General features: G+C 70.0%; 23 protein-coding genes. 12 read left to right on the top strand and 11 right to left on the bottom strand.

Annotated features, from left to right (window positions below):
- Positions 1-8 precede the first annotated feature (8 nt).
- Genes pknB through ACWEOO_RS13840 form a run of 3 tightly spaced genes read left to right on the top strand, consistent with a single transcriptional unit; the run spans position 9 to position 4,094 of the window.
- The gene (gene pknB, locus ACWEOO_RS13850) at positions 9-1,970 is read left to right on the top strand and encodes a Stk1 family PASTA domain-containing Ser/Thr kinase (protein WP_452143260.1); all 1,962 of its coding nucleotides are present in this window, start codon (positions 9-11) and stop codon (positions 1,968-1,970) included.
- Positions 1,971-2,013: 43 nt separating this feature from the next.
- The gene (locus tag ACWEOO_RS13845) at positions 2,014-2,895 is read left to right on the top strand and encodes a DMT family transporter (RefSeq protein ID WP_452143259.1); all 882 of its coding nucleotides are present in this window, start codon (positions 2,014-2,016) and stop codon (positions 2,893-2,895) included.
- Positions 2,892-4,094, top strand: a complete 1,203-nt coding sequence (locus ACWEOO_RS13840) for a glucoamylase (RefSeq protein ID WP_452143258.1) — start codon at positions 2,892-2,894, stop codon at positions 4,092-4,094. Before ACWEOO_RS13845 ends, ACWEOO_RS13840 begins: the two co-directional genes overlap by 4 nt.
- Here ACWEOO_RS13840 and ACWEOO_RS13835 read toward each other — a convergent pair whose 3' ends face one another.
- Entirely contained in the window at positions 4,095-5,165 is a 1,071-nt protein-coding gene (locus ACWEOO_RS13835) for a glycoside hydrolase family 172 protein (RefSeq protein ID WP_452143257.1), read from the bottom strand.
- A gap of 59 nt (positions 5,166-5,224) precedes the next feature.
- On the bottom strand, positions 5,225-5,752 hold the full coding sequence (locus tag ACWEOO_RS13830) for a hypothetical protein (protein WP_452143256.1): 528 nt from the start codon (positions 5,750-5,752) through the stop codon (positions 5,225-5,227).
- A gap of 181 nt (positions 5,753-5,933) precedes the next feature.
- Between ACWEOO_RS13830 and ACWEOO_RS13825 the strand changes: the two genes are divergently transcribed.
- Positions 5,934-9,068 carry an amidohydrolase family protein gene (locus ACWEOO_RS13825; RefSeq protein ID WP_452143255.1) on the top strand — a complete coding sequence of 1,045 codons (3,135 nt, stop codon included), beginning with the start codon at positions 5,934-5,936 and terminating at the stop codon, positions 9,066-9,068.
- Here ACWEOO_RS13825 and ACWEOO_RS13820 read toward each other — a convergent pair.
- Entirely contained in the window at positions 9,065-10,156 is a 1,092-nt protein-coding gene (locus tag ACWEOO_RS13820) for a Gfo/Idh/MocA family protein (RefSeq protein WP_452143321.1), read from the bottom strand. The two genes, ACWEOO_RS13825 and ACWEOO_RS13820, sit on opposite strands and share 4 nt — an antisense overlap.
- A 138-nt stretch (positions 10,157-10,294) precedes the next feature.
- The gene (locus ACWEOO_RS13815; RefSeq protein WP_452143254.1) at positions 10,295-10,621 is read right to left on the bottom strand and encodes a hypothetical protein; all 327 of its coding nucleotides are present in this window, start codon (positions 10,619-10,621) and stop codon (positions 10,295-10,297) included.
- A gap of 123 nt (positions 10,622-10,744) precedes the next feature.
- Between ACWEOO_RS13815 and ACWEOO_RS13810 the strand changes: the two genes are divergently transcribed.
- The 3 genes from ACWEOO_RS13810 to ACWEOO_RS13800 all read left to right on the top strand — a co-directional run bounded on the left by ACWEOO_RS13810 (position 10,745) and on the right by ACWEOO_RS13800 (position 13,348).
- Complete coding sequence (locus ACWEOO_RS13810; RefSeq protein WP_452143320.1) at positions 10,745-11,725, top strand: ABC transporter ATP-binding protein; 981 nt, start codon at positions 10,745-10,747, stop codon at positions 11,723-11,725.
- An 83-nt stretch (positions 11,726-11,808) separates the two neighbouring features.
- A complete protein-coding gene (locus ACWEOO_RS13805; RefSeq protein ID WP_452143253.1) occupies positions 11,809-12,552 on the top strand; it encodes an ABC transporter permease in 744 nt (247 codons plus the stop codon).
- Entirely contained in the window at positions 12,545-13,348 is an 804-nt protein-coding gene (locus tag ACWEOO_RS13800) for an ABC transporter permease (RefSeq protein ID WP_355689846.1), read from the top strand. Before ACWEOO_RS13805 ends, ACWEOO_RS13800 begins: the two co-directional genes overlap by 8 nt.
- 1 nt (position 13,349) lies before the next feature.
- Here ACWEOO_RS13800 and ACWEOO_RS13795 read toward each other — a convergent pair whose 3' ends face one another.
- From ACWEOO_RS13795 to ACWEOO_RS13775, 5 genes are read right to left on the bottom strand one after another with little or no spacing between them, the layout of a single operon-like run.
- The gene (locus ACWEOO_RS13795) at positions 13,350-14,327 is read right to left on the bottom strand and encodes a ribose-phosphate diphosphokinase (protein WP_359933346.1); all 978 of its coding nucleotides are present in this window, start codon (positions 14,325-14,327) and stop codon (positions 13,350-13,352) included.
- 37 nt (positions 14,328-14,364) lie between these two features.
- Positions 14,365-15,390 carry a threonine aldolase family protein gene (locus ACWEOO_RS13790; RefSeq protein ID WP_452143252.1) on the bottom strand — a complete coding sequence of 342 codons (1,026 nt, stop codon included), beginning with the start codon at positions 15,388-15,390 and terminating at the stop codon, positions 14,365-14,367.
- A complete protein-coding gene (locus ACWEOO_RS13785) occupies positions 15,387-16,760 on the bottom strand; it encodes a class II 3-deoxy-7-phosphoheptulonate synthase (protein WP_359933342.1) in 1,374 nt (457 codons plus the stop codon). The genes ACWEOO_RS13790 and ACWEOO_RS13785 overlap by 4 nt, the downstream gene beginning before the upstream one ends.
- 43 nt (positions 16,761-16,803) lie before the next feature.
- Positions 16,804-17,196: a DUF2237 family protein gene (locus ACWEOO_RS13780; RefSeq protein WP_363710580.1), complete on the bottom strand. Its 393-nt coding sequence runs from the start codon at positions 17,194-17,196 to the stop codon at positions 16,804-16,806.
- A gap of 11 nt (positions 17,197-17,207) precedes the next feature.
- Entirely contained in the window at positions 17,208-17,972 is a 765-nt protein-coding gene (locus ACWEOO_RS13775) for a lysophospholipid acyltransferase family protein (RefSeq protein WP_355689836.1), read from the bottom strand.
- A gap of 335 nt (positions 17,973-18,307) precedes the next feature.
- Between ACWEOO_RS13775 and ACWEOO_RS13770 the strand changes: the two genes are divergently transcribed.
- From ACWEOO_RS13770 to ACWEOO_RS13750, 5 genes are read left to right on the top strand one after another with little or no spacing between them, the layout of a single operon-like run.
- Entirely contained in the window at positions 18,308-19,114 is an 807-nt protein-coding gene (locus ACWEOO_RS13770; RefSeq protein WP_452143251.1) for an alpha/beta hydrolase, read from the top strand.
- Positions 19,107-19,808, top strand: coding sequence for a hypothetical protein (locus tag ACWEOO_RS13765; protein ID WP_363710578.1), 702 nt, complete (start codon positions 19,107-19,109; stop codon positions 19,806-19,808). The genes ACWEOO_RS13770 and ACWEOO_RS13765 overlap by 8 nt, the downstream gene beginning before the upstream one ends.
- A gap of 60 nt (positions 19,809-19,868) precedes the next feature.
- Positions 19,869-21,110, top strand: a complete 1,242-nt coding sequence (locus ACWEOO_RS13760) for an ornithine cyclodeaminase (RefSeq protein ID WP_452143250.1) — start codon at positions 19,869-19,871, stop codon at positions 21,108-21,110.
- Between the two features lie 25 nt (positions 21,111-21,135).
- Positions 21,136-21,558: a YybH family protein gene (locus ACWEOO_RS13755; protein WP_452143249.1), complete on the top strand. Its 423-nt coding sequence runs from the start codon at positions 21,136-21,138 to the stop codon at positions 21,556-21,558.
- 18 nt (positions 21,559-21,576) lie between these two features.
- Entirely contained in the window at positions 21,577-22,326 is a 750-nt protein-coding gene (locus ACWEOO_RS13750) for an enoyl-CoA hydratase-related protein (RefSeq protein ID WP_452143248.1), read from the top strand.
- Here ACWEOO_RS13750 and ACWEOO_RS13745 read toward each other — a convergent pair whose 3' ends face one another.
- A complete protein-coding gene (locus ACWEOO_RS13745; RefSeq protein WP_452143247.1) occupies positions 22,327-23,025 on the bottom strand; it encodes an endonuclease/exonuclease/phosphatase family protein in 699 nt (232 codons plus the stop codon). It abuts the gene before it with no gap.
- Complete coding sequence (locus ACWEOO_RS13740; RefSeq protein WP_355689824.1) at positions 23,022-24,152, bottom strand: ROK family glucokinase; 1,131 nt, start codon at positions 24,150-24,152, stop codon at positions 23,022-23,024. Before ACWEOO_RS13740 ends, ACWEOO_RS13745 begins: the two co-directional genes overlap by 4 nt.
- Positions 24,153-24,169: the final 17 nt, after the last annotated feature.

Here is a 24,169-nt window from a genome sequence, read left to right as displayed (position 1 = left end):
CACGGCAGGTGACGGACGACGTGGACACGCAGGTCAGCGACCGCCTCGTCGGGCGAGTGCTCGACGGTCGGTACCGCGTGGGCGCGCGTGTCGCCAAGGGTGGCATGGCCACCGTCTACCAGGCGCTCGACATGCGCCTGGACCGCACCGTTGCGCTCAAGGTGATGCACGACGGGCTCGGCGACGACGCCCAGTTCAGCCGCCGGTTCGTGGCCGAGGCCCGCGCCGCCGCCCGGCTGTCGAACCCGAACGTGGTGGCTGTCTTCGACCAGGGCGACGACGACGGCACGCTGTTCCTGGCCATGGAGTACGTGCGCGGCCGGACGCTGCGCGACGTCATCCGTGACGAGGCACCGCTGTCCCCCGCCCGCGCGCTCGACCTGCTCACCCCGGTCCTGTCCGCCCTGTCGGCCGCACACGACGCCGGCATCGTGCACCGCGACATCAAGCCCGAGAACGTGCTGATCTCCGACAAGGGCGCGGTGAAGGTCGCCGACTTCGGTCTCGCCCGAGCGGTCAGTGCCAGCGGCAACACCGCCACCCAGGGCCTGCTGATGGGCACGGTGTCGTACTTGGCGCCGGAGCTGGTCACCGAAGGCAGCGCCGACGCCCGCTCGGACGTGTACTCGGCCGGCATCCTGCTGTACGAGATGCTCACCGGCAACAAGCCGCACTCCGGTGACACCCCGATCCAGGTCGCTTACGCCCACGTGCACGCCGACGTACCCCCTCCGTCGCTCGAGCAGCCGAGCATCCCGCCGTACGTCGACGCGCTCGTGCAGCGCGCGACCGCGCGGGACCGGGACCTGCGGCCGACCGACGCGCGGGTGTTCAGCCGGCAGGTGCACCGGGTGCGCAGCGCGCTCGACGAAGGGCTCCCGGACGACCCGGAGCTGACCGGCGACCTGACCGTGCCGATCCAGCAGATCCGGCAGGACAGCGGGTACGACGACGGCTACACGCGCGACGTGCCGCAACTGGAGGACCAGCCGATCCGCCACGACACCATCGTCGTACCGGTGCAGCACGGCCGGCCGACCGGCGCACCGGCCAAGACCTCGCCGCCCGTGAAGGCGCCGCCGCGGCGCAGAATGCGGGGACCGATCGCGCTGATCCTCATCCTGGCGGCCGCGATCGGCATCGGTACGGCGGCCTGGTACTACGGCATCCACCGGTACACCACCACGCCCGACCTGGTGAACATGGAGCCCGCCGAGGCGAACGCCGCAGCGGCCAATTCGGGGCTGCGGACCAGCCTGGACAACCAGGACTACTCCGAGGACGTGAAGGTCGGTCTGATCATCCGGACCGACCCGAAGGCGGGCGACCGGATCCGGAAGAACGGTGACATCGGTCTCACCGTCTCCAAGGGTCCGGAGCGGTACCGGGTGCCGCAGCTGGTCGGTCTGCAGCTCGACGCCGCCCAGCAGGCGCTGTCGCCGATCAAGCTGATCACCGGGCAGATCAACGAGCAGTACAACGAGACCGTGCCGCAGGGCCGGGTGATCGCGATCAGCCCGAGGTTCAACACGGAAGTGAAGCCGGGCACCGCGGTGAACTTCGCGGTCAGCAAGGGGAAACGGCCGATCACCGTGCCGGACCTGACCGGCAAGTCGTACAAGGAGGCGAACAAGACGCTGCGCAAGCTCGGGTTCGTCGTCGGCCGCAGCACGCAGTACGACGAGAAGGTCGCCGAGGGCAACGTGATCAGCCAGAGCCCGAACAGTGGCACCCTGTTCGCCAAGGACAAGGTCTCGCTGGTCGTCTCGCTCGGCCCGCCGCTGCGCGAGGTGCCGGACGTGAAGCGCAAGACCACCGCCGACGCGCAGAAGATCCTCGGCGACGCCGGCTTCGTGGTCCGGGTCGAGAAGGCGCCGTTCAACCTGGGGCTCAACATCGTCGCCGCGCAGAGCCCGGGCGCGGGCAAGAAGGTCAAACCCGGCAGCACGATCGTGATCACCGTGCTCTGAGCTGTTTTGCCTCGCGGGGAACGCGTCTGATCTGATGTCCGGCGTGAACCACCCGCGTCTTGCCGTGCTGGCCCTGCTGTCGGTCGCGGCGGCGTGGGGATCGACGTTCTTCCTGACCAAGGACCTGCTCACCAGGATGGACGTCGCCGACTACCTGGCGTTGCGGTTCCTGATCGCGTCGGTCGCGCTGGTCCTCGTCCACCCGCCCGCGATCGCCCGGCTGAGCCGCCTGGACCGCGGGCGCGCGGTCGCCCTCGGTATCACCTACGGGATCGCGCAGCTGCTGCAGACCGAGGGGCTGCGGCACACCTCGGCGAGCGTGTCCGGTTTCGTCACCGGCATGTACGTCGTGTTCACGCCGCTGCTCGGCGCGGTGATCCTGCGGCACAAGATCGGCCGGTGGGCGTGGTTCGCCGTGATCCTCGCCACGGTCGGCCTCGGCGTCCTGTCGCTGCGCGGCCTCAGCCTCGGCACCGGGGAGCTGCTGACGCTCGCGTCCGCCGGTCTCTACGCGCTGCACATCATCGGCCTCGGCGCCTGGTCGACGTCGCGGAACGCGTTCGGGCTGTCGTCGCTGCAGATGATCGTGATCACCTGCGTCTGCGCCGTCGGCGCTCTGCCCGGAGGGTTCTCGGTCCCTTCGACGGGCGGCGACTGGGTCAGCGTGGTCTACATGGCGCTGGTCGCCGGCGCGCTGGCGCTGATCGTCCAGACCTGGGCGCAGGCGCACCTGACGCCGACCCGGGCCGCGATTGCGATGACAATGGAGCCGGTGTTCGCCTCTGGGTTCGCGGTGCTGTTCGGCTCGGACGACCTGACCTGGCGGATGCTGGTCGGCGGCGCACTGGTCGTGTCGGCCATGTACCTGGTCGAGCTGGCGCCGCGGCGTAAGTTCGAGGCGGAAGTGCAGCATCTGGCCCAGTGAGGGAGATCATGCGGGAGAACCGGCGACGGGACGTGTGGTTCCCGTACGCCGTGATCGCGGTCCTGCTCGCCACACTGGCCGCCGGGACCATCAGCAATCTCGTCCGCAACCCGCAGCCCCGCCTGGTCGCCGACGGCCTCCCCGGCCGGCCGCACGCCCAGTCCTCGCTCGAACACGACGATCTGCTGCGGCACGCCCTGACCGACCTCGACGGGCTCACCCTGCCCAACGGCGCGACCCTGGCCGGCTGGAACGGACCGTGGCGCTATGTGTGGCCGCGCGACGCGTCGTTCGTCGCAGTCGCCCGCTGTGCGGTCGGCCAGCACGACAAGGCCCTCGACGTACTGTCGTTCCTGGACCGAGTCCGGCCGGCTGCAGGTCGCTGGCAAGCGCGCTACACCTCGACCGGCGACAAGGTGGACGATGGCCGGGAGCCGCAGCTCGACGCGTCCGGCTGGGTGCTCTGGGCGACATGGTTCTGCCGTGCGGGCGACAGGTACTGGGAGCTGGTCGAGGAGTCGGCGGACCAGATCGTTCGCGAGCTGGGTCCGGACGGGCTGCCGGGGCCCTCGCCTGACTACTGGGAGCGGTCCGAGAAGGAGCTGACGATCGGTACGGTCGCACCGCTGTTGACGGGCCTGCGGTCGGCGGTCCGGATCGCCACCGAGAAGAACCGTCCAGCAGCCGCGACGCGCTGGCGCGAGGCGCTGGACAAGTTGTCGGCGGCAACTGATCGCGCCTTCGGCCCGGACTACCCGCGGACGCCGGCCCGCGCCACGAGCTTCGTCGAGCCCGGAGTCGAGCCGGTCGGCCTTGGCGGCGGTGCGGACGCGTTCGTCACGGTACTGGGGCCGCCGTTCGCGCCGGCGCGGGACGTCGTGTCGACGGCGATCGACCACGCGCACGGCGTACTCACGCAGCCCAACGGTGGGGTGACACCTGGCGAGTCGTGGCGTGCGGACGGGGTGTCCTGGACGCCGCAGACCGCGCTGTTCGCTCTCAGCGCTGCCGCCCGCGGCGACCACTCCGGAGCCGAAGCCCTGCTCACCTGGCTCGACCAGCACCGAACCAGCACCGGAGCCCTTCCCGAAAAGGTCAACCGAGACCTGGAGCCGGCCGGCGAGGCCCCACTCGCCTGGACCGCCGCCTTGGTGGTCCTCGCCGACACAGCCCTTCAGAACCCGCTGCCGATCCCGTAGCTAGCAGATCTCCATCTCGTCGTGGGTCGGCGCGTCCGGCCGGGATGTGCTCGTCTTGCCGGTGTAGAAGAACGCGGTGGACGAGATGTCGTCCTGGAGCGGCAGGTAGCGTCCACCCGAGCGCCAGCCGAGGGCCTGTACGTCGACGCGCAGCCGCTCCTTGAAGCGGATCGGGTCCGGCAGGTGGAAGCGGTACATGCCGAACCGCTGCTGGCTCTGGTACTGCCCGTCCGGCCGGATCACCTGCGGCATCCCGAGGTACGGCGTACTGAACTCGGTGTAGCCGCCCAGGTGGGGTACGTCGAAGTTCCACGCGCCGCCGAAGTAGTCCTCGGTCCCGGTGCCGCAGATGGTCGGGAACTCGTCGTCGCCGTCCAGGTAGAACTTCACCTCGCCCTCACCCCACCAGCCGGTGCTGTTGACGCCCCACGCCAGGTAGGTGCCGACGTAGTGCCCCGGCCCCTCAACACCGTCCAGCAGCGTGTGCACCGTCTTGGAGGGCAGCGGGTTGCTGCGACGCCACTGGGCGTGCAGGTACGCCGACTTGTCCGGCACTGCGCCGAGCCAGTAGTCCACCTGGAAGTACACGACCACGGGCTCGTCGTGGGTGTTCTCCAGCGTCAGTTGCGCCTGCGTCTGGAACGGCATCTCCCAGTAGCAGTTGAACCCGCCGTTCGGGTTCACGGCGACCGGCAGCGAGTTCACCTGGGCGAACTTGCCCCAGCCGGAACAGAAGAAGTCACCGACCGGCGTCTCGATCGCCGGTGCCTGGTCGCCGTCCCAGTGGGCGCGCAGCACGAGACGGCGCCAGTGGTCGACGTGCGTGGTCAGCCAGATGTGGGTGATGCAGCCGGAACCGGCGATGTCCGCCAATGTCACGGTCTCCCCCGCCGCGATCTCGATCGACGGCGAGACCTTCCACCCCTGCCCGAGGTCGCGGGCCGCGTCGGCGCCGGTCCCCTCGGTCCGCCGCCCACCCTGACCGGGCTCGCCGGTGGGGTTCTCCGCACTGATGGAGCGCGTCTCGACGTCGGCGAGCGCGCTGATGCCGGTGAGGTTCCCAAGAGTCATACCCGCGACCTTAGGCCCGGCCGGGTCCGGCTAGAAATCGATTGCCCATCAAGTGGGACTCAGCAGGCGCGGACCTCGGCGTCCAGGCCGTGGGTGAACGCGAGGCAGGCCCACGGACGGCCCTGGTCGCGGTGGGCGCGGACGATCAGCGGGTACGCGCCCGCGCCGCGCACCTGCGGCGTCTTCTCGGTCGGCAACGAGCCGACCGCTCCCCCGCGCGCCTCGGCCGCGGCCTTCACGTCCGCGACCGACACCGTGCTCCGAGCGTCCTTCTGCGCCGCCTGCTTCGCGTCGGTCGCGACCTGCAGCGCGAAGTCGATCTCCGGCGGCTTCGACCAGATCGTCTGCGTCACCGGAATGATCAGCCCGAACATCGCCAGCCCCACCCCCGTGACGATCTGCCGCAACCGCCGCGTCTGGTCGGTCAGCAACAGCGCCGCACAACACACCGCGAGCAGCACCGTGAGCCCGCGCAGGACCCAGTGCCGATCCAACCGGCTGTCGACCGCCAGCCCGGCCCCGACCGCGACCACCAAACAGAGCCCGACCGCACCCAGCGCCCGAACCCGTGGAGACAGAGATTGCATGCCGCAGACGATAGACGTACGACGCCGGCCCCCGGCCACACGCCCTGCGAGGCGCACCTGGCCGTTCGTCGCACGGTAGCGGCCGTTGGGCGCGGGGCGCGCCGGTCAGGATCGTGTGCGGCGGACGGTGCTGGCAGATTCGTAAGGGTCCCACCGCCCCCTAGGGATTGGACCCGATGACGTGACCGAGAACCCTGGTTCCTGGAGCATCTCGCGGCGGCGCGCGCTGCAACTCGGCGGCGGCGCCGCGGCCGTCGGCGCCGTGCAGCTTCCCACCCTGCCGTCCGAGGCGAGCACCGACACGACCGGCGGCAGTCAGGCCGTGCTGCGCGAGGGCACGAATCTGATGGTGTCGGTGTCGCCGGACGGGAAGTGGCTGGCGTTCGACCTGGCGACTGCGATCTGGGTGACGCCGGCCGCTGGCGGTACGTCGCGCCGCCTCACCGATGATCTGCAGGACGCGACCCGCCCGCGCTGGGCGCCGGACGGCCGGTCGATCGTGTTCCAGTCGTACCGTGACGGGAACTTCCACCTCTGGTCGATCAGACCCGACGGCACCGGCCTCCGCCGGCTGACCAGCGGACGGTACGACCACCGCGAGCCGCACGTCACACCCGACGGCCGCTCGATCGTGTTCTCGTCCGACCGCGGCGATCTCCACGGCCCGGGCAACGTCGCGGGCAGCTACGGCATCCACCGCCTCGACCTCGCGACCGGCGCGATCGCGGCGCTCACCGACGACGCCGGCGAAGAGGCCGAGCCGACCGTCTCGCCCGACGGCCGGAAGCTCGCGTTCACCGTCGACACCGGCTCGATCGTCGAACTCGACCTCGCCTCCGGTGTCCGCACGACGATTGTCAACAATCAAACGGGAATCACGCTCTTCGGCCCGTCCTACTCGCCGGACGGCAGGCTCGCGTACGTCCGCCTGACCGGCCCGACCTGCGATCTGATTGTCGACAATCAGCAAGTCACCCACGGTCAGGACGTCTTCGCGGTCCCGCCCTCCTGGGCATCGACGGACCTCTTCTACACAGCCGACGGGACCGTCCACCGGTACAGCACCGACGGCGAGCACACCGTCGTACCGTTCGCCGCGGCTGTCCCCGTGACGTCACGACGCCCACGCCCGAAGGCGCCCGACCTGGAGTCGACGAGCCGGCGCACAGTCCGCGGGATCGCGAGTCCGACGGCCTCGCCGGACGGGAAGTGGCTCGCCTTCCGCGCGTTGAACGCGATCTGGCTGGCATCGACGGACGGCAAGGCACAGCGCCGCAAGGTGGTTGCCGACGGCTACTTCAACTCCGACCCGGACTTCTCGCCCGACGGCCGGACCTTGCTCTACGCCAGCGATCGCGACGGTACGGCGGACCTGTGGCTGCACGACCTCGCAACCGGCACGGACACCAAGCTGTCAGGTCTCCCCGGCGCACAGACCGCGCCGCGTTTCGCACCGGACGGACAGCGGATCGCGTACCAGGACCAGGACGGGATCGCCTGGGTCCTCGACGTCAGGTCGGGCGAGGTCCGCCAGGTCACACCGACGCTGTTCCAGCCCGGCCGGGTCAGCTGGTCGCGTGACGGCAAGACGCTCGTCCTCGCCGCGGTGAAGCCGTTCTCGAAGCGTTTCCGCGAGGGCACGAGCCAGCTGCTGTACGTCGACGTCGCGACGGCCGCGCTCGAGTACGTCGAGCCGATGCCGTTCCGCTCGCTCGCCACCCGCGGCGACGACGGCCCGGTGTTCTCCCCCGACGGCACACACCTCGCCTTCGTCGTGGAGAGCCTGCTGTACGTCGTACCGGTCGACGCCCGCGGACGCTTCACCGGAGAACCGCGCGCGATCACCGACGAGGTGACGGACTCCCCCGTCTGGCAGGACAACGACACCTTGCTCTACCTGCACAACGGAGCGTTGCGCAGGACAACCGGTGGCCGGGCCGAGACGGTCAAGCTCGACCTGCAGTACCGCCGGGCGACCATCAAGCAGCACGTCACGATTCACGCCGGCGCACTGTGGGACGGGCGCGCGACCACGCTCCGCCGGGACGTCGACGTCGTGGTCGACGGCGCGCGCATCGCCGCCGTACGCCCGCACACCGGACGCGCCGACATCGACGCGTCCACGCTGACCGTGATGCCCGGGTTGATCGACGCGCACAACCACTGGCATCTGCGCGGGCGGGCGTGGGGTGCGCGGCAGGGCAACCTGTGGCTCGCGTACGGCATCACGTCGACGCGTTCGCCGGGCGATCCCGTGTACCAGATGCAGGAGACGCGGGAGGCGCTCGTCAGCGGCGCCTTGCGCGGGCCGCGGTACTTCGCGACCGGCGAGGCGATCGACGGATCGCGCGTCTACTACAACTTCATGCGGCCGACGGTGTCGCTGCGGCAGCTCGGCCTGGAGATCGATCGGGTGGAGGGACTCGCGTACGACCTGGTGAAGACGTACGTGCGCCTGCCGATCGAGTACCAGCGCCGGGCGATCGCGCTCGTCCACCGGCTCGGGCTGCAACTGTCGTCGCACTACCTCTATCCCGCGGAGCATCTCGGCATGGACGGGATGGAGCACACCGGCGCGACGAACCGGCTCGGGTACTCGCACACCGTCAGCCGGCTCGGACGCGCGTACGCCGACGTGGTGACGCTGTTCACGCGGGCCGGGCTGTCGGTGACGCCGACGCTGTTCAACTCGACGATGGCGCACGTCGACGACCCGTCACTGCTCACGGACCGCCGGACGACGACGCTCTACCCGTCCTGGGAGTACAACGCGCTGATCACCGAGGTGAACACGGCGCGCGGACCGGCCGGCGTCACCACCCGCGAACTCCTCCGCGGCAACGTCGACATGGTCCTGCGCATCCACCGCGGCGGCGGCCTGGTCATCTCCGGCACCGACACCCCGCTCGACAACATGGCCGTGTCGCTGCACGCGAACCTCCGCTCGATGGTCGCGGGCGGCTTCACGCCGTACGAGGCACTCACCACGGCGACGCACAACCCGGCGAAGTGGCTCAACCTCGAGGACCGACTCGGCGTCGTGAAACCAGGAGCCCAGGCAGACCTGTCCTTCGTCACCGGCGACCCGCTGGCCGACATCCGCGCAGCCGCCGCCGTCGACCAGGTGATGATCGCCGGCAACCTCCACACCGTCGACGACCTCCTCGCGCCGTACGCCTCGAGCGCCCGCACCCAACCCGCCGTCCACACCCCGAACGCCCCACAACCCCTGACCCGCGCCGAAGCCCACGCCCACGACGCCACCTACTGGTGGCACGAACCCGAATGGCTCCACCGCGCCTGCTGCGAAGGCTAGAACGTCGTCGTCAGGTCCTGGGTCTGCCCGGTCGCGGAGGCGCGGTACGCCGATTCGATGATGTCGATGACGTGCCGCGCGTGCTCGGCGGTGACGATCGAGGGGGTGCCGTCGCGGACCCAGTCGACGAGTTGCATGACGTCCTCGTACACGTGCTGCTCCTCGATCTCCCGGTGGACGCCGGTCACGTGCGGAAGCAGCGCCTGGTTGCCCGGGCCGCGGGGTGACAGTTCCTCCGGGTTGCGGCCGGGGAAGTCGAACGGTTCGCCGTTGAGCAGCACCCCGTCGATCGTTCCCGCCGTACCGTAATAGGCGCCGCCGAAGCCGCCGCGCATCCCGCCCGCCGCGGTGCCGGTCGCGACGCAGAACAAGTTGTCGCCGAAGTCGATCAGGATCACGGTGTTGTCGTCGGCATCGGTCTGTACGTCGCCGCGCAGCGGGATGCGTACGCCGGACATGGCCGTGACGCGCTTCGCCGGTCCGAGGATGCCGGTCACCGAATGCAGCGCGTACACGGTCATGTCGTACAGCGGTCCGCCGCCGGGTTTGCGGAAGTACCACGACGGATCGATGTTGCTGAGTACGTCGTTCCCGCCGCGGACGGACTCGTCCTCGTGGTAGGTGCCGAACGCCGCGCCGCAGCTCACCCACGACAGCGTCCCGATCGCGCCCTCGCGGATCAACTCCCGCGTGCGGACATGATGCGGCCGCAGCATCTCGCCGGGCGACGCGACGATCCGCAGGTCGTTCTCCGCCGCGAGCTCGATCAGCTCGGTGGCCTCCGCGACGGTGATCGTCATCGTCTTGTTGAAGTGCACATGCTTCCCGGCCTGCAACGCGAGCTTCCCCTGCTCGTAGTGCAGCCCGATCGGCGACGCGATCGTCACCGCGTCGACATCGCCGCGCGCCAGCAGCTCCTCGTACGTCGTGAACGCCTGGCCGACCCCGAACTTCGCGGCCGCCGCCTCCGCCCGTCCAGCCACGGGATCGCACACCGCTGCCAGGGCCACTCGGTCAGCGAGATCGGGCTGCGACAGGTGCGGGAGAAGCCCGCGCACCGAAATACTTCCCGCCCCGACAACACCCATCCGCACGGTTTCGGCCATACCCGCAATTCTATTGGCGCCCGTTACGGCGGGGCGCGGCTCGCCGCGTGGCACCGAACGCACGCTCGCCGGAAACTATTTGCCGGCAGGCGGCGAAAAGGTTCCGCAAAGAGGCGCGGCCTAGCTGTTGCGGTGGGCTACGACTCGGGTGAAGCCGAGGGTTTGGCCGGCGTCGGTGCGGAGCATCTCCGCTTCGATTCCCGGCGTACCGCTGTCCTGGTCGCAGGCCTCGTTCCACTGCAGCCAGTCGCGCCATCCGTCGGGCAGCCGGTCGGCGACCTCAACGGTGACAAGGCCGGTCTTCTCCCAGTGCCGGCGCCACCAGGCGGCGCTGTGCCAGGCGCAGAAGTCCCAATGCCAGTACGGCGCGAGGTGTGGCGGCGGAAGCGTCTCGTACTCCTCCACGAGCCCCGGCTGCACGATGCCGAGCTGGCCGCCGGGTTTCACGAAGCGGGAGATGTACCGCCACGCGAGTGTTCACGCCCGTCCGTGCCGCCCACAAACGGTTTTCCGCCGCGCGGACGGCGCCGCCCGCTGAGCTGTCGTTGCCATAGGTTGGTCAGCGTGCCGATGATCGAGGTCGCTGAGCTGATCAAGGAGTTCCAGAAGCCGCAGCCGACGACCGGTCGTCTCTCCGGCATCCGGCAACTGTGGGCTCCCCGGCGCGCCGTGCGTGCGGTCGACGGCGTCAGTTTCGCCGTCGAGCGTGGGGAGATGGTCGGCTACCTGGGCGCCAACGGCGCCGGCAAGTCCACGACCATCAAGATGCTCACCGGGATCGTGGTGCCCACCTCGGGCACGGTGCGGGTCGACGGCCTGGTGCCCTGGGCGAATCGCCGCAAGCACGCGCACAACATCGGGGTCGTGTTCGGGCAGAAGACCCAGCTCTGGTTCGACCTGCCGCTGCGCGTCTCGCTCGAAACCATTCGCGACCTCTATCGGGTCGGCCCGGCCGAGTACGCCGCGCGGATCGACGAGTTCGACGAGGTGCTGCAGATCAAGGACTTCCTGGACACGCCGATCCGGTCCCTCTCGCTGGGACAACGCATGCGCGGCGATCTGGCCGGAGCCATGCTGCACCGCCCGCAGGTGCTGTACCTGGACGAACCCACGGTCGGTCTGGACGTGGTCGCGAAACAAGCCCTCCGTGACTTCATCGCGGAGCAGAACCGGGTTCACGCCACCACGGTGATGATCACCACGCACGACATGGACGACATCGAGCAACTGTGCCGGCGGATCGTGATGATCGACAGCGGGCGTGTTGTGTACGACGGCGACCTCGCGACCCTGAAGCGGCGTTACCTGCCGTTCCGCGAGGTGGTGGTCACGCCGACGGAGGGTGCGGACCCGACGTCCATCCGGGCGGAGCACGCCGACCGGCTGGAGAACTCCGACGGCACGATCTCGCTGCGCTTCGATCCGGAACGGACCAGCGCCGCGGCCGTGATCGCGCAGGCGACATCGGTCGCCGAGATCGCCGATCTGCACGTCAACGAGCCCAAGTTGGAGGATGTAGTCCGGCTGATCTATGCCGAGGCCGAGCGGTGACCGGCTCATCCCGGATCGCGCGATCCGAACGACCTGCCTGGGTCACGCCGTGGTCGATGGTTCGACTCGGTTCCAGGAACGCAATGTTCTTCCGGGCGAACGTCGCACTGTCCATGGTCTCGGTCGCCCTGCAAACGGTCCTGCTCGTGACGGTGTGGCGTGCTGTCTACACCAACCGCCCCGCGGTCGCGGGTATCAGCGAGTCCGATGCGGTCAGCTATGCGGTGATCGCGATGCTGCTGTGGCATGTCGCCCTGCCTTGGCAACTGTCGTCGATCCCCGAACGGGTGCGCGAGGGAACCATTGCGACAGATCTCATCCGTCCCGTCGGAGTGGTGGGCCAGAGCCTGCTGCAGTCCGTCGGAGCAATCGTCGGCGCGATCCCCGGAGTCGCGGTCGGCCTGGCCCTCGCCCTCGCGCTGGGAGGGCTGACGCCGCCGGCGACCGGTGCCGCGTTCCTCGGCTTCCTCCTCACGGCCGCGCTCGGCTGGTTGCTCGCCGCGTTGCTGAACCTCGCTGTCTCGATGGTGGCGTTCTGGACGACCGATACGCGCGGACCGTTCTACGTCTACCGAGCCATCGCCAGTTTTGCTTCCGGCGCACTCGTCCCGCTGTGGTTCGTCCCTGCGTCGCTGCGCCCGTATCTCGACGCGCTGCCGTTCGGGCTCCAGGTCTTCGCGCCACTGCAGCTCTGGCAGGGACAGGAGCCACTCGGCGGCCTCGGGGGCGTGATCACCGCCCAGCTCGGCTGGCTGGCGGCTTCCACGGCCATCGTCGCGCTGGTCACTTGGCGCGCCTTGCGCAAGGTGGTGATCAACGGTGGCTGACCTGATCCGGGACTTTCGCATCCTGCTGCGCGTGGCGTGGCTGACCGAGCTCGAGCACAAGGCCAATCTCTTCATCTCCGTCATCGGCGCGCTGGCCTTCAACGCCGGACAGTTGCTGTTCATCGGAGTGCTGCTGCATGCCTTCGGATCGATCGGTGGCTGGACTCCGGCCGAGGTGCTGGTGCTGTTCGGCATCCGGATGGCGAGCCACAGCGTGTACGCCTTCTTCTTCCGCCGGACGGTCGATGTGGACCTGGTGGTGCACACGGGAGAGTTCGATCGCTATCTGTTGCGTCCGACCAGCCGGTTCCTGCAATTGCTGATGCGCCGCTTCAACCTGCAGCAGATCGGCGACGTGATCATCGCCGGTGCGATCCTCGCGCTGGCCCTGCCGCGGGCCTCGATCTCCTGGCATCCGCTCCTCGCGGTGTGGCTCGCCCTCGCGATCGCCGCCGGCGGGCTGCTCGAGGGCGGGCTCCAACTGGCCCGCGGCGCACTGGCCTTCCGGTTGCGGAACACGCAGTCGCTGACGTTCCTGATCGACGCCGTCCTCGGAACCTACGGCAACTTCCCGCTGCAGATCTTCGGGCCGGTCGGAGCCGTCCTGTTCACGATCCCGCTGCCCTTGGCCTTCGTCGCCTGGATCCCGGCCGCCATGGTCACCGGGCGGGTGGACTCGCTGTGGTTCCCGGCGTGGCTGGGATGGCTGAGCCCACTGGTGGGAGTCGCTTGCATGGCGGCGGCGATCGCCTTCTTCACGCGGCAGTCCCGGCACTACTCCAGCCCTGGCTCCTGAGTCAGAACGGCAGCTTGGGCTGCGGTGGGGCGTGGGTGGGGTCCACGCCGTCGAAGAGGCTGCTGACGGACTCACCGTCGTGGATCCGGGTGATGGCTTCGGCGAAGAGGCCGGCGACCGAGGTGACCTGGAGTTCGGGGAAGCCGTCGGGGCGGGGGACGGTGTCGGTGCTGATGACCTCGGTGATCGAGGGGTGGGCGCGGAGGCGTTCGACGGCCGCGCCGGCGAACAGGCCGTGGGTGCAGGCGACCGCGGCGGACGTGCAGCCGCGGTCCTTCAGGCGGTCGAGCAGCTCGATGATGGAGCCGCCGGTGGCGATCTCGTCGTCGAGGACGATCGCCTGCTTGCCGGTCACGTCGCCGACGATGGCGTCGATGACGACGCGGTCGTCGGCCAGCCGCTGCTTGCTGCCGGCCGCGACGGGTACGCCGAGCAGCCGGGCGAACTGCGTCGCGGTCTTCGCGTTGCCGAGGTCGGGGCTGACGACGACGGTGTCGGACAGGTCGCGGCCGCGGAAGTGGTCGGCGAGGACGCCGATCGCGGTCAGGTGGTCGACCGGAACCGAGAAGAACCCGTGCACCTGCGGCGCATGCAGCGCCATGGTCAGGACCCGGTGGGCGCCGGCCGTGGTCAGCATGTCGGCGACGAGCCGGCCGCCGATCGAGATCCGGGAGGCGTCCTTCTTGTCGGACCGCGCGTACGCGTAGTGCGGGATGACCGCCGTGATCTGCTGCGCCGACGCGCCGCGGGCGGCGTCGATCATGAGCAGCAGCTCCATCAGGTGCTCCTGCGTCGGCGGCACCAGCGGCTGCACGATGTACACGTCGCGTTGCCGGCAGTTCGTCTGCAGTTGGACCTGCAGGCAGTCGTTGCTGAAACGATGGATCTCGACCGGAGAAAGCGGTACGCCGAGATCCCTGCAGATCTGCTCCGCCAACTCGATGTGGGCACTTCCGCTGAACACGACGATCTCTCGCACGGCTCTCCCCGAACGCTGCGACCCCGACAGCTGAACCCTAACCGATCAGTCGCGCCAGGGTTTCCGCGGCTGTCCGGCAGTCGGCCGCCGACGCGTCCAGGTGCGTGACGATCCGCAGCTGCGTCGCCCCGACCCCGCCGACGAGGACGCCGGCCTCGCGCGCGCCCGCCACCACCTCGGGCACGGTGTGACCGGTGCCGGCGAGATCCACCACGACGATGTTGGTCTCGACCTGGTCAGGCTTCACCGAACCGGGCGCGGCGTCGGCGATCAGGGCGGCGATCGCGCGGGCGTTCGCGTGGTCCTCGGCGAGGCGCTCGACGTTGTGCTCGACGGCGTACAGCCCGGCCGCAGCGAGTACGCCGGCCTGCCGCCAGCCCGCGCCGAGCCGCTTCCGCCAGATCCGCGCCTCGCGGATCAGCTCCGCCGACCCGACCAGCACCGATCCGACGGGCGCGCCGAGGCCCTTCGACAGGCAGACGCTGGCCGCGGCGGCCCGGGACGCAAACGAAGACACCGTACGACCGGTGGCGACGGCGGCGTTCCACAACCGGGCGCCGTCGAGGTGCAGCGGCAGCCCAACGGCATCCAGCTCATCGGCCAGGGCGTCGTACGAGTGCTGGATCGACCCGCCGCCGAAATTGTGCGTGTTCTCGACCGAGACGGCCGACGTCACGACGAAGTACGGGCCGAGGTCGGGTGCGATCAGCGACCGGATCTGCTCCAGGTCGATCTGCCCCGACGGCGCGCTCCAGGTCCGCGTCGTGACGCCGGCGGACACGGCATGCGACCCGAGCTCGGCGCGGACGATGTGCGCACTGGCCTCGCACAGCACCTCGCCGCCGCGCGGGACCAGGGCCCGGATGCCGAGCATGTTCGCGAGCGAGCCGGTGACCGTGAACAGCCCGGCCTCGTGCCCGAGCAGCCCGGCGACCCGCTCCTCCAGCGCGTTGACGGTCGGGTCCTCGCCGTACACGTCGTCGCCGACCGGGGCCGACGTCATCGCGGCCAGCATCTGCGCCGACGGACGCGTGACGGTGTCCGACCGCAGGTCGACGGTCATGCCTGCGCGCCCCGCAGCCGCTCCGCGACCAGGAACGCCAGCTCGAGGGACTGGTGCCGGTTCAGGCGCGGGTCGCACGCGGTCTCGTACCGGTTGACGAGGTCCTCCGCGACCAGCTCCTCGCCGCCGCCGAGGCATTCGGTGACGTCGTCGCCGGTCAGCTCCATGTGGACGCCGCCCGGCCAGGTCCCGACCTGCTCGTGGGCGTCGAAGAAGCCCTGGACCTCGTCCATCACGTCGTCGAAGTTGCGGGTCTTGTACCCGTTCGGGGTCTCGAACGTGTTGCCGTGCATCGGGTCGCACACCCACGCGATCGGCGAACCGTGGTCGCGCACGGCCTCCAGCAGCGGCGGCAGGGCGGAGCGGATCTTGCCCGCGCCCATCCGGGTGATGAACGTGAGCCGGCCCTCGACGCCCTTCGGGTTCAGCTTGTCGATCAGCGCCCGGATGTACTCCGGGGTCGTGGTCGGGCCGATCTTCACGCCGAGCGGGTTCGACAGCGAGGCCAGGAACTCGACGTGCGCGCCGTCCAGCTGCCGGGTCCGCTCCCCCACCCAGAGCAGGTGGCCGGACACGTCGTACGGCTGCTCGGTGCGCGAGTCGATCCGGGTCAGGGCGTGCTCGTACTCGAGGATCAGCGCCTCGTGCGACGCGTAGAAGTCGACGGTCTTGAACTCGTCGGACGTCGCGCCGCAGGCCCGCATGAAGGAGAGCGCACGCTCGATCTCGGACGCCAACTGCTCGTAGCGCATGCCGACCGGCGACGACTTCACGAAGTCGGTGTTCCAGGCGTGCACCTGGTGCAGGTCGGCGTACCCACCGGTGGTGAACGCGCGGGTCAGGTTCAGCGTGGCGGCGGCCGCGTTGTAGACGCCGCGCAGCCGCTGCGGGTCCGGGATCCGGGACTCGGCGGTGAAGTCGAAGCCGTTGACGGCATCACCGCGGTACGACGGCAGCGTCACGCCCTCGCGGGTCTCCTCGCCGGACGACCGCGGCTTCGCGTACTGCCCCGCGATCCGGCCGATCTTCACGACCGGCACGCTGGCGGCGTACTGCAGGACGACGGACATCTGCAGCAGCACCCGCAGCTTGGCCCGGATGTTCTCCGCGGTCACGCCCGCGAACGTCTCGGCGCAGTCGCCGCCCTGGAGGATGAACGCCTCACCGCGGGCGACCGCCCCGATCTTCGCGGTCAGGTCGTCGCACTCACCGGCGAACACCAGCGGCGGCAGCGTCCGGAGCTCGGCGATCACCTGCTCCAGCACCTCTTGATCCGGCCACTCCGGCTGCTGCAGCGGCTTCAGCCCGCGCAGCTCGTCCAGCGTGGGAACCCCGGGAACCTGCCCAGCCGTCAACGTCGCGAATTGCATGGAGCCAACTCTAGGCGAACCCGCCGGACGCAGCGTGAACGTCTCAGGCCAGCGAGCGGGGGTCCGGCGGTACGTCGACGGCGTGTGCGCGCAGCACCGAGAGCGGGATCGTCTCCAGCGCCCGCGCGTGCGTGGACGCCAGGACGACGGGAGCCGCGGCGCCGTCGTGGTACGCCTGGAGCCAACGGCCGGCCACGACGCACCAGCGATCGCCCGGCCGGAGCCCGGTGAAGCTGTACTCCGGACGGGGTGTGACCAGGTCGTTCCCGACGGACGCCTGATGGGTCAGGAACTCCGTGGTCATCACCGCACAGACGGTGTGACTGCCGAGGTCCTCGGGCCCGCTCGTGCAGCAGCCGTCGCGGTAGAACCCGGTGACGGGATCGGTCCCACACTCCTCGAGCGGCTCGCCGAGCACGTTCAAGTCGCTGTCCATCGGGCAGGTGGTCAGCTGGCCTTGGTGTCGCCGAGGCGGAGGTGCTCGTCGACGGACTCGCCGGCCTTGATCAGCTCCTTGGCCTTGTCGGCGTACATGTCGACGTACTCCTGGCCGGACAGGTCCATCAGCGCGTACATGATCTCGTCGGTCACCGAGCGCAGCACGAACCGGTCCCGCTCCATGCCCTCGTAGCGGGAGAAGTCCAGCGGCGTGCCGAACGCCACACCGGGGCGCACCAGCCGCGGCAGCAGCCGGCCCTTCTCACGGTAGAACCAGTTCGGCCAGATCCGGCCCGGCGGCTGCAGCTTCTCGGTGTCGATCATCGCGACCGGGATCACCGGGACGCCGGCCACGATCGCCATCCGGGCGACGCCGGTCTTGCCCTTGTACAGCCGGCCGTCGGGCGAGCGGGTGCCCTCGGGGTAGATCCCGAACAGGCCGCCCTTCTCGAGGATCCCGAGACCGGTGTTCAGCGCCGCCAGCGAGGCGCGGCCGCCGGAGCGGTCGATCGGGATCTGGCCCACGGACCGGAAGAACGTGGCGACCAGCTTCCCCTTCAGGCCCGGAGCGGTGAAGTACTCCGACTTGGCCGGGAAGACGATCTGCCGCGGCACCGACACCGGCAGGAAGATCGAGTCGCAGAACGCGAGGTGGTTGGAGACCAGCAGCGCCGGACCCTCGGTCGGCACGTGCTCCACCCCGGTCACTTTGGGGCGGAAGAGCAGCTTCACCAGTGGTGCGACCAAGAACCGTCTGAGGAACAGGTACAGCATCCGCCTCGACCTCCGTCACTCGCCCGACACACTCACCCGACAGCACTCACGCAGGATCCGCCACAGCCTCTGCATCCATGGTGGGACCGTACCCATTCCGGCACCAGTGCACGCCGGTGGCGGTCACGCGACAACTCCGGCGCGCCACCTTCCGGTGCGGACACTACGTTCCAGCTTCCCTCTCAGGCAATGTCACCGCCAGGAATGTGGGTGTTGCTCACGGTGTTGTCACCTGGATGCAGACTGGACGCAGCCCAGATGCGACGATTGTCACGCGCCTTCGAGGGATGGTCAGAGGCGCGGTTGTGAGGACCGTGAGCGGCGAGGAGTCGAGCGTGCCAGTGCAAGCCCACGCGGAGGAGTTTCGCAGTCCCGGCACCGGGGAGAACGCCGCTGTCGGCGTGCTCCTGAGCCACGGGTTCACCGGCTCGCCGTGGTCGATGAAGCCGTTCGCCGAGCATCTGGCCGCCGAGGGGTACGGCGTCGCGGTCCCCCGGCTGCCCGGTCACGGGACCAGCTGGCAGGAGATGAACAAGACCTCCTGGCCGGACTGGTACGCAGTACTCGACAACGAGTTCGAACGGCTGCGCAAGGAGCACGACCAGGTGTTCCTGGTGGGCCTGTCGATGGGCGGCTGCCTGGTGCTGCGGCTGGCCGAGCAGCACGGCGCCGACGTTTCCGGTCTGGTCCTGATCAATCCGTCGGTGCGGACCGACGACAAGCGGCTGGCGCTGCTGCCGGTGCTCTCCCGGCTCGTGCCCTCGTTCCCCGGTATCTCGAACGACATCAAGAAGCCCGGCGTCGACGAGCGCGCCTACGACCGGATGCCGCTGCGGGCCCTGCACTCGCTGTCACAGCTGTGGAGGGTCACCCGGGACGACCTCGCGAAGATCACGCAGCCGGTCCTGCTGTTCCGCAGTACTGTCGATCATGTGGTGGAGCCGAGCTCGGGACGGGCGGTACTGTCCTCGATCTCGTCCCGCGACGTGACCGAGACCCTGCTCGAGGACAGCTATCACGTGGCAACCCTGGACAACGACGCACCGCGGATCTTCGCGGACTCGACCGCCTTCATCGGCCGGCTGAGCCGGCCGCGGACCGAGCCCGGGAACGAGCCCGAGAACGAGCCCAGCGATGCGTGACAACGGATTGACGGCGACGTCGTACACGTCGCTCGGGGGCATCGACCCGCTGGTCGCCGAGCCGGTCCTGGACGCGCTCGCCGCGGCCGGCATCGCGGCGTACTGCGAGAACCAGAACGAGGCCCGGACGCCCGAGGAGGCCGAGGACGCGCCGGCCCGGATCCCGGTCGGGTACGACGAGATCTTCGTCGACGCCGAGGCGGTGGACCGGGCCCGCCCGGTGATCGACCGCAGCACCGAGGACGCCGAGTGGCGGTCGCTGGTGGAGCAGTTCAGCAAGCCGTCCGCGCCGGGGCACGACGGCGGCGAGGACCCGGTGCCGCGCTGGCCGGTCAGCGAGGACGTCGACGACAAGTACGAGCCGCTGATCGACGTACCGGCCGGTCTCACCGTCGAGGAGAAGGCCGAGGACGACGAGGAGCCGCCCGCCAAGAAGGCCGACGACCCGCACGACCACTACGTCCCGCCGGAGCCGCCGCGCGGCCCGCGGCTGGACTGGATCAGCCGGCTCGCCTGGCTGGGGCTGCTCGGCGGGCCGCTGCTGCTGATCGCGGCCGCCCTGCTGGACTTCGGCACCGGCCGGATCACCACGCTCGCGGTCGCCGGGTTCATCGGCGGGTTCCTGACGCTGGTGTTCCGGATGAAGGACCGGCTCCCTCCCGGCGACGGCGGCGACGACGGGGCCGTCGTCTGAGCTAGAGTGCGGATCGTCGGACAATCCGACACATCCGATTCGATTTGGGGAGGGCGCCCCGTGCAGGTCACCGAGACCGTCGAGATCACCGGCCACCTGATGGACACCGGGCTGCTGTCCCGGGTCCTCGACGACATCCGCGGGTACGGCGGCGAGTACACACTCGACAAGTTCGACCTCGGCTACGACAAGGACGACCCGTCCACGGTCCGGATGACGGTCGGCGCCGAGGACGAGGAGGCGCTGCAGCGGCTGCTGATGCGGATCCAGACCAAGGGCGCGAACCTGGTGAACCCGGGCGAACCGGAGATCACCGAGGTGGCGCAGGACGGCGTCTTCCCGGACGGCTTCTACTCGACCACCAACCTGCCGACCAACGTGCGGCTGGGCGGGCACTGGGTCGAGGTCCGCAACCCGGAGATGGACTGCGGGCTGCTCGTCGAGGGCGACCCGGAGCCCAATGCCGTGCGCACCATCCCGATGTCGGAGGTGCGGGCCGGGATGAAGATCATCACCAGCGCGCAGGGCGTCCGGGTGATCCCGCCGATCAGCGAGTCCACCGAGGGCGGGTTCGGCTTCATGGAGTCGGACGTGTCCAGCGAGAAGCCGCAGCGGGTGCTGGTCCGGCAGGTCGCCGACGGGATGCGCGAGGCCAAGGCGAACGGCCTGAAGGTGCTCTGGGTCGGCGGGCCGGGCATCGTCCACACCGGGGCCGCGCCGGCCATGGTGGCCCTGGTCGCGGCCGGCTTCGTCGACGTGCTGTTCGCCGGGAACGCGCTGGCCACGCACGACATCGAGTCGTCGCTGTACGGTACGTCGCTCGGCGTCGACCTGGACCGCGGCCGCGGGGTCGAGCACGGGCACGAACACCACATCCGGGCGATCAACACGATCCGCAAGGCCGGCTCGATCGCGGCAGCCGTCGAGCAGGGCGTGCTGACGTCGGGCGTGATGCACGCCCTGGTGAAGAACGGCAACCGGTTCGTGCTGGTCGGGTCGGTGCGCGACGACGGCCCGCTGCCGGACGTCTACACCGACGTCCTCGAGGGCCAGCGCGCGATGCGGGCCGAACTGCCGGGCGTCGGATACTGCCTGATGGCCGCCACCATGCTGCATTCCGTTGCTACTGGCAACATTCTGCCCGCGTCGATCCCGCTGACCTGCGTCGACATCAACCCGGCCACCGTCACCAAACTGGCCGACCGGGGATCGTCGCACGCCCGCGGCATCGTCACCGACGTCGGCCTGTTCGTCGAGCACCTGGCGCGTGAGCTGTCTCCCACCTACGCCGACGGCAAGTGACCCCGCCGGAGTAGAGGCTGGAGTCATGAACCAGGACTTCGAAACGTTCCTGCGACGGTTCGAGGAGGCCAACACCGCGTTCGTGAACGGCGATCCGTCGCTGTGGTTGCCGTTGGTGTCGCGCAGCGAGCAGAGCTCGATCTTCGGCGGTTTCGGCGGCCAGGAGGTCGGCTGGTCCGAGATCGGGCCCCGGTACGAGTGGGCGTCCTCGCAGTTCCGCGACACCGGCGGGGCCGTCGACTTCGAGTACCTCGACACCTACGTCGGCGCGGACACGGCGTACACCGTCGCGATCGAGCGCTGCACCGTCCACCACGTCACCCAGCCAGCCCCCGTCCCGCACGAACTGCGCGCCACGATGATCTTCCGCCTCGAGGACAACGAGTGGAAAATCACGCACCGGCACGCCGATCCACTGAGCCCCAGGTCCTCCCCCTCGGGGCCATGAGGATGTTTGGATGACGGCATGACCGAACTCGTGCACCTGGACGTCGCCGACGGTGTGGCCACGATCACGTTGGACTCGCCGCACAACAAGAACGCGCTGTCGCAGCAGCTGACCGGCGAACTGCTGGAGCAGCTGGAGGCGGCGGGGGCGGACGACGACGCCCGGGCGATCGTGATCCGATCGGCGCTGGACGTGTTCTGCTCGGGCGCGGACCTGTCGGAGGCGACGACGGTCGGGATGGGCGTCGGGGCGCAGCGGATGGTCGACGTCCAGCGGGCGATCGTGGCGAACCCGAAGCCGGTTGTCGCGCGGGTGGCCGGGCCGGTGCGCGCCGGCGGTATCGGGATCGTGGCGGCCGCGGACATCAGCGTGGCCGGCGAGAGCGCGACGTTCGCGCTGACCGAGGTACGTCTGGGGCTCGCGGCGGCGACGATCTCGCTGACCGTCCTCCCCCGGCTCACGGACCGCGCCGCGGCGTACACGTTCCTCACCGGCAACGGCTTCGACGCGCTCGAGGCCGCCAGGCTCGGGCTGCTCACCCTGACCGTGCCGGACGCCGACCTGGACAGCGCCGTCGACACCGTGCTGACGTCGCTGCTGAAGGGCGTCCCGCAGGGCCTTCGCGAGACCAAGAAGCTCCTCAACCGCGAGCTCCTCGCCGACATCGATGCCCGCGGCAAAGACCTCGCCGAGCTCTCCGCCTCCCTGTTCGGCTCCCCCGCGGCCCAGGAAGCCATGCTCGCCTTCCTGAACCGCAAGAAGAGCTGACTACCTGACGCTGATCTCGATCAGCATCGGTAGGTGGTCGGACGCGGCGGCCAGGTCCTCGGCCGACGCGGGCAGCGGGAGGATGCGGCCCTGGAGTGCTGGTGACAGGTGGGCGCCGTCGATGCGTTTGTGCGGGTCGGTGGAGCTGAAGGTCGGGCCCGCGTCGGCGCCCAGGTCGGTGAGGCCCTCTTCGGTGAGGCGTTTCCAGACCGGGCCGTCGGGTTCCTCATTGAGGTCGCCTGCCAGCAGGTACGGCGTGCCGAAGGTCCGGCAACGGCGCAGGATCTGCTCGAGTTCACGCCGGCGGCCGAGGATGTGCAGGCCGAGGTGGCAGCAGACGACCGTGAGCCGGGTGGCGCCGACGAGCACGTAGCCGCCGACGGCTCCGCCGGGGAGCTGGGTGGCGATGAAGTTCAGCCGGCGGCGGACGAACGGCCGCCAGATCCGCCAGTGCAGCGGCTCGGCGAACTCGATGCCGTCGGCAATCAGGATCGCGTTCCGGGCGGATGCCGCGACGTACCGCAGGCCGAACGTCGCGGCCATCGCCCGCCGTCTGCGCCGCGTCCCGAACCAGGTCGGCGCCTCCTGGACCAGCATCACGTCCGGCGCGCACGCCCGCACCACCCGCGCCAGCGCCGTACGGTCGTCACCCCAGCGGTGCACGTTGTACGACAGCACCCGGAGGGAGCCGTCGGTCATGCGTCGGGGTCGGCGTGGTGCAGGTCGTGGTCGGACGCGGCGGCACGCATCCCGGTACGGCGTCCAGCGGACTTGCGGGCCGCCCGCTCCAGGCGGGTCGAGCGTCCGCGCGCCGCAGCCGTCTTCGCGGTCACGGCCGTGGTCTTCACCCGGACCCGGCGCAGCCACGTGGCCTCTTCACGGGCCAGGTCGGCCGCGCCGACGAGACCCGCTTCCGGACCGAGCACCGCGCGGACGATCCGGGCCTCCGGGCGGAACCCGCGACCGGTCAGCGTCCGCTTGAACGCCTCCCGCGCCGGCGCCAGCAGCAGCTCGCCCGCGTCGGACACGCCGCCGCCGATCACGAACGTGCCCGGGTCCAGCGCGGCGGCCAGGTTCGCGAGGCCGACACCGAGCCAGCGGCCGACCTCCTCGAGCAGCTCGACCGCGACCGGGTCGCCGTCCTTGGCCAGCTCGGTCACCATCGGGCCGTTGATCTTGCTCGGGTCGCCGCCGGCGGCCCGGAGCAGGTTGTGCGCGACCGGCGAACCGGACAGCGCGAGCTCGCGGGCCTCCCGGGTGAGCGCGTTGCCGGACGCGTACTGCTCCCAGCAGCCGCGGTTCCCGCACTCGCAGCGGTGGCCGCCGGGGACCACCTGCATGTGCCCGAACTCGCCCGCGATCCCGAACTTGCCGCGCTGCAAAGCGCCGTCGTTCAGGATCGCGCCGCCGATGCCGGTGCCGAGCGTGACGCAGACCAGGTGGCTCTCGCCCTGGCCGCCGCCGAAGCGCCACTCCGACCAGGCGGCCGCGTTGGCGTCGTTCTCGACCACGACCGGCAGGCCGAGCCGGCGCTCGACCGCGTCCCGCAGCGGCTCGTGCCGCCAGGCGAGGTGCGGCGCGAACAGCACCGACGACCGGGTGCCGTCGACGAAGCCGGCGGCGCCGATGCCGACCGCGATCACGTCGTGCCGCGACTCCAGGTCGTGGACGATCTCGGCGATCGCGTCCTCGGTCTCCTTGGGGTCCTTGGTCGGCGTGTCGCGGCGCAACCGGTCCAGGATGTTGCCTTCGGGGTCGACCACTCCGGCGGCCACTTTGGTCCCGCCGATGTCGATCCCGATCGTCAAAGCCTGCGTCAAAGCCAAGGTTCGACCCTTCTCGC

This window comes from Kribbella sp. NPDC004138, from assembly GCF_053603655.1.
Note: the sequence above shows the minus strand (reverse complement) of the source record. Positions and strands in the feature narration are given on the sequence as shown.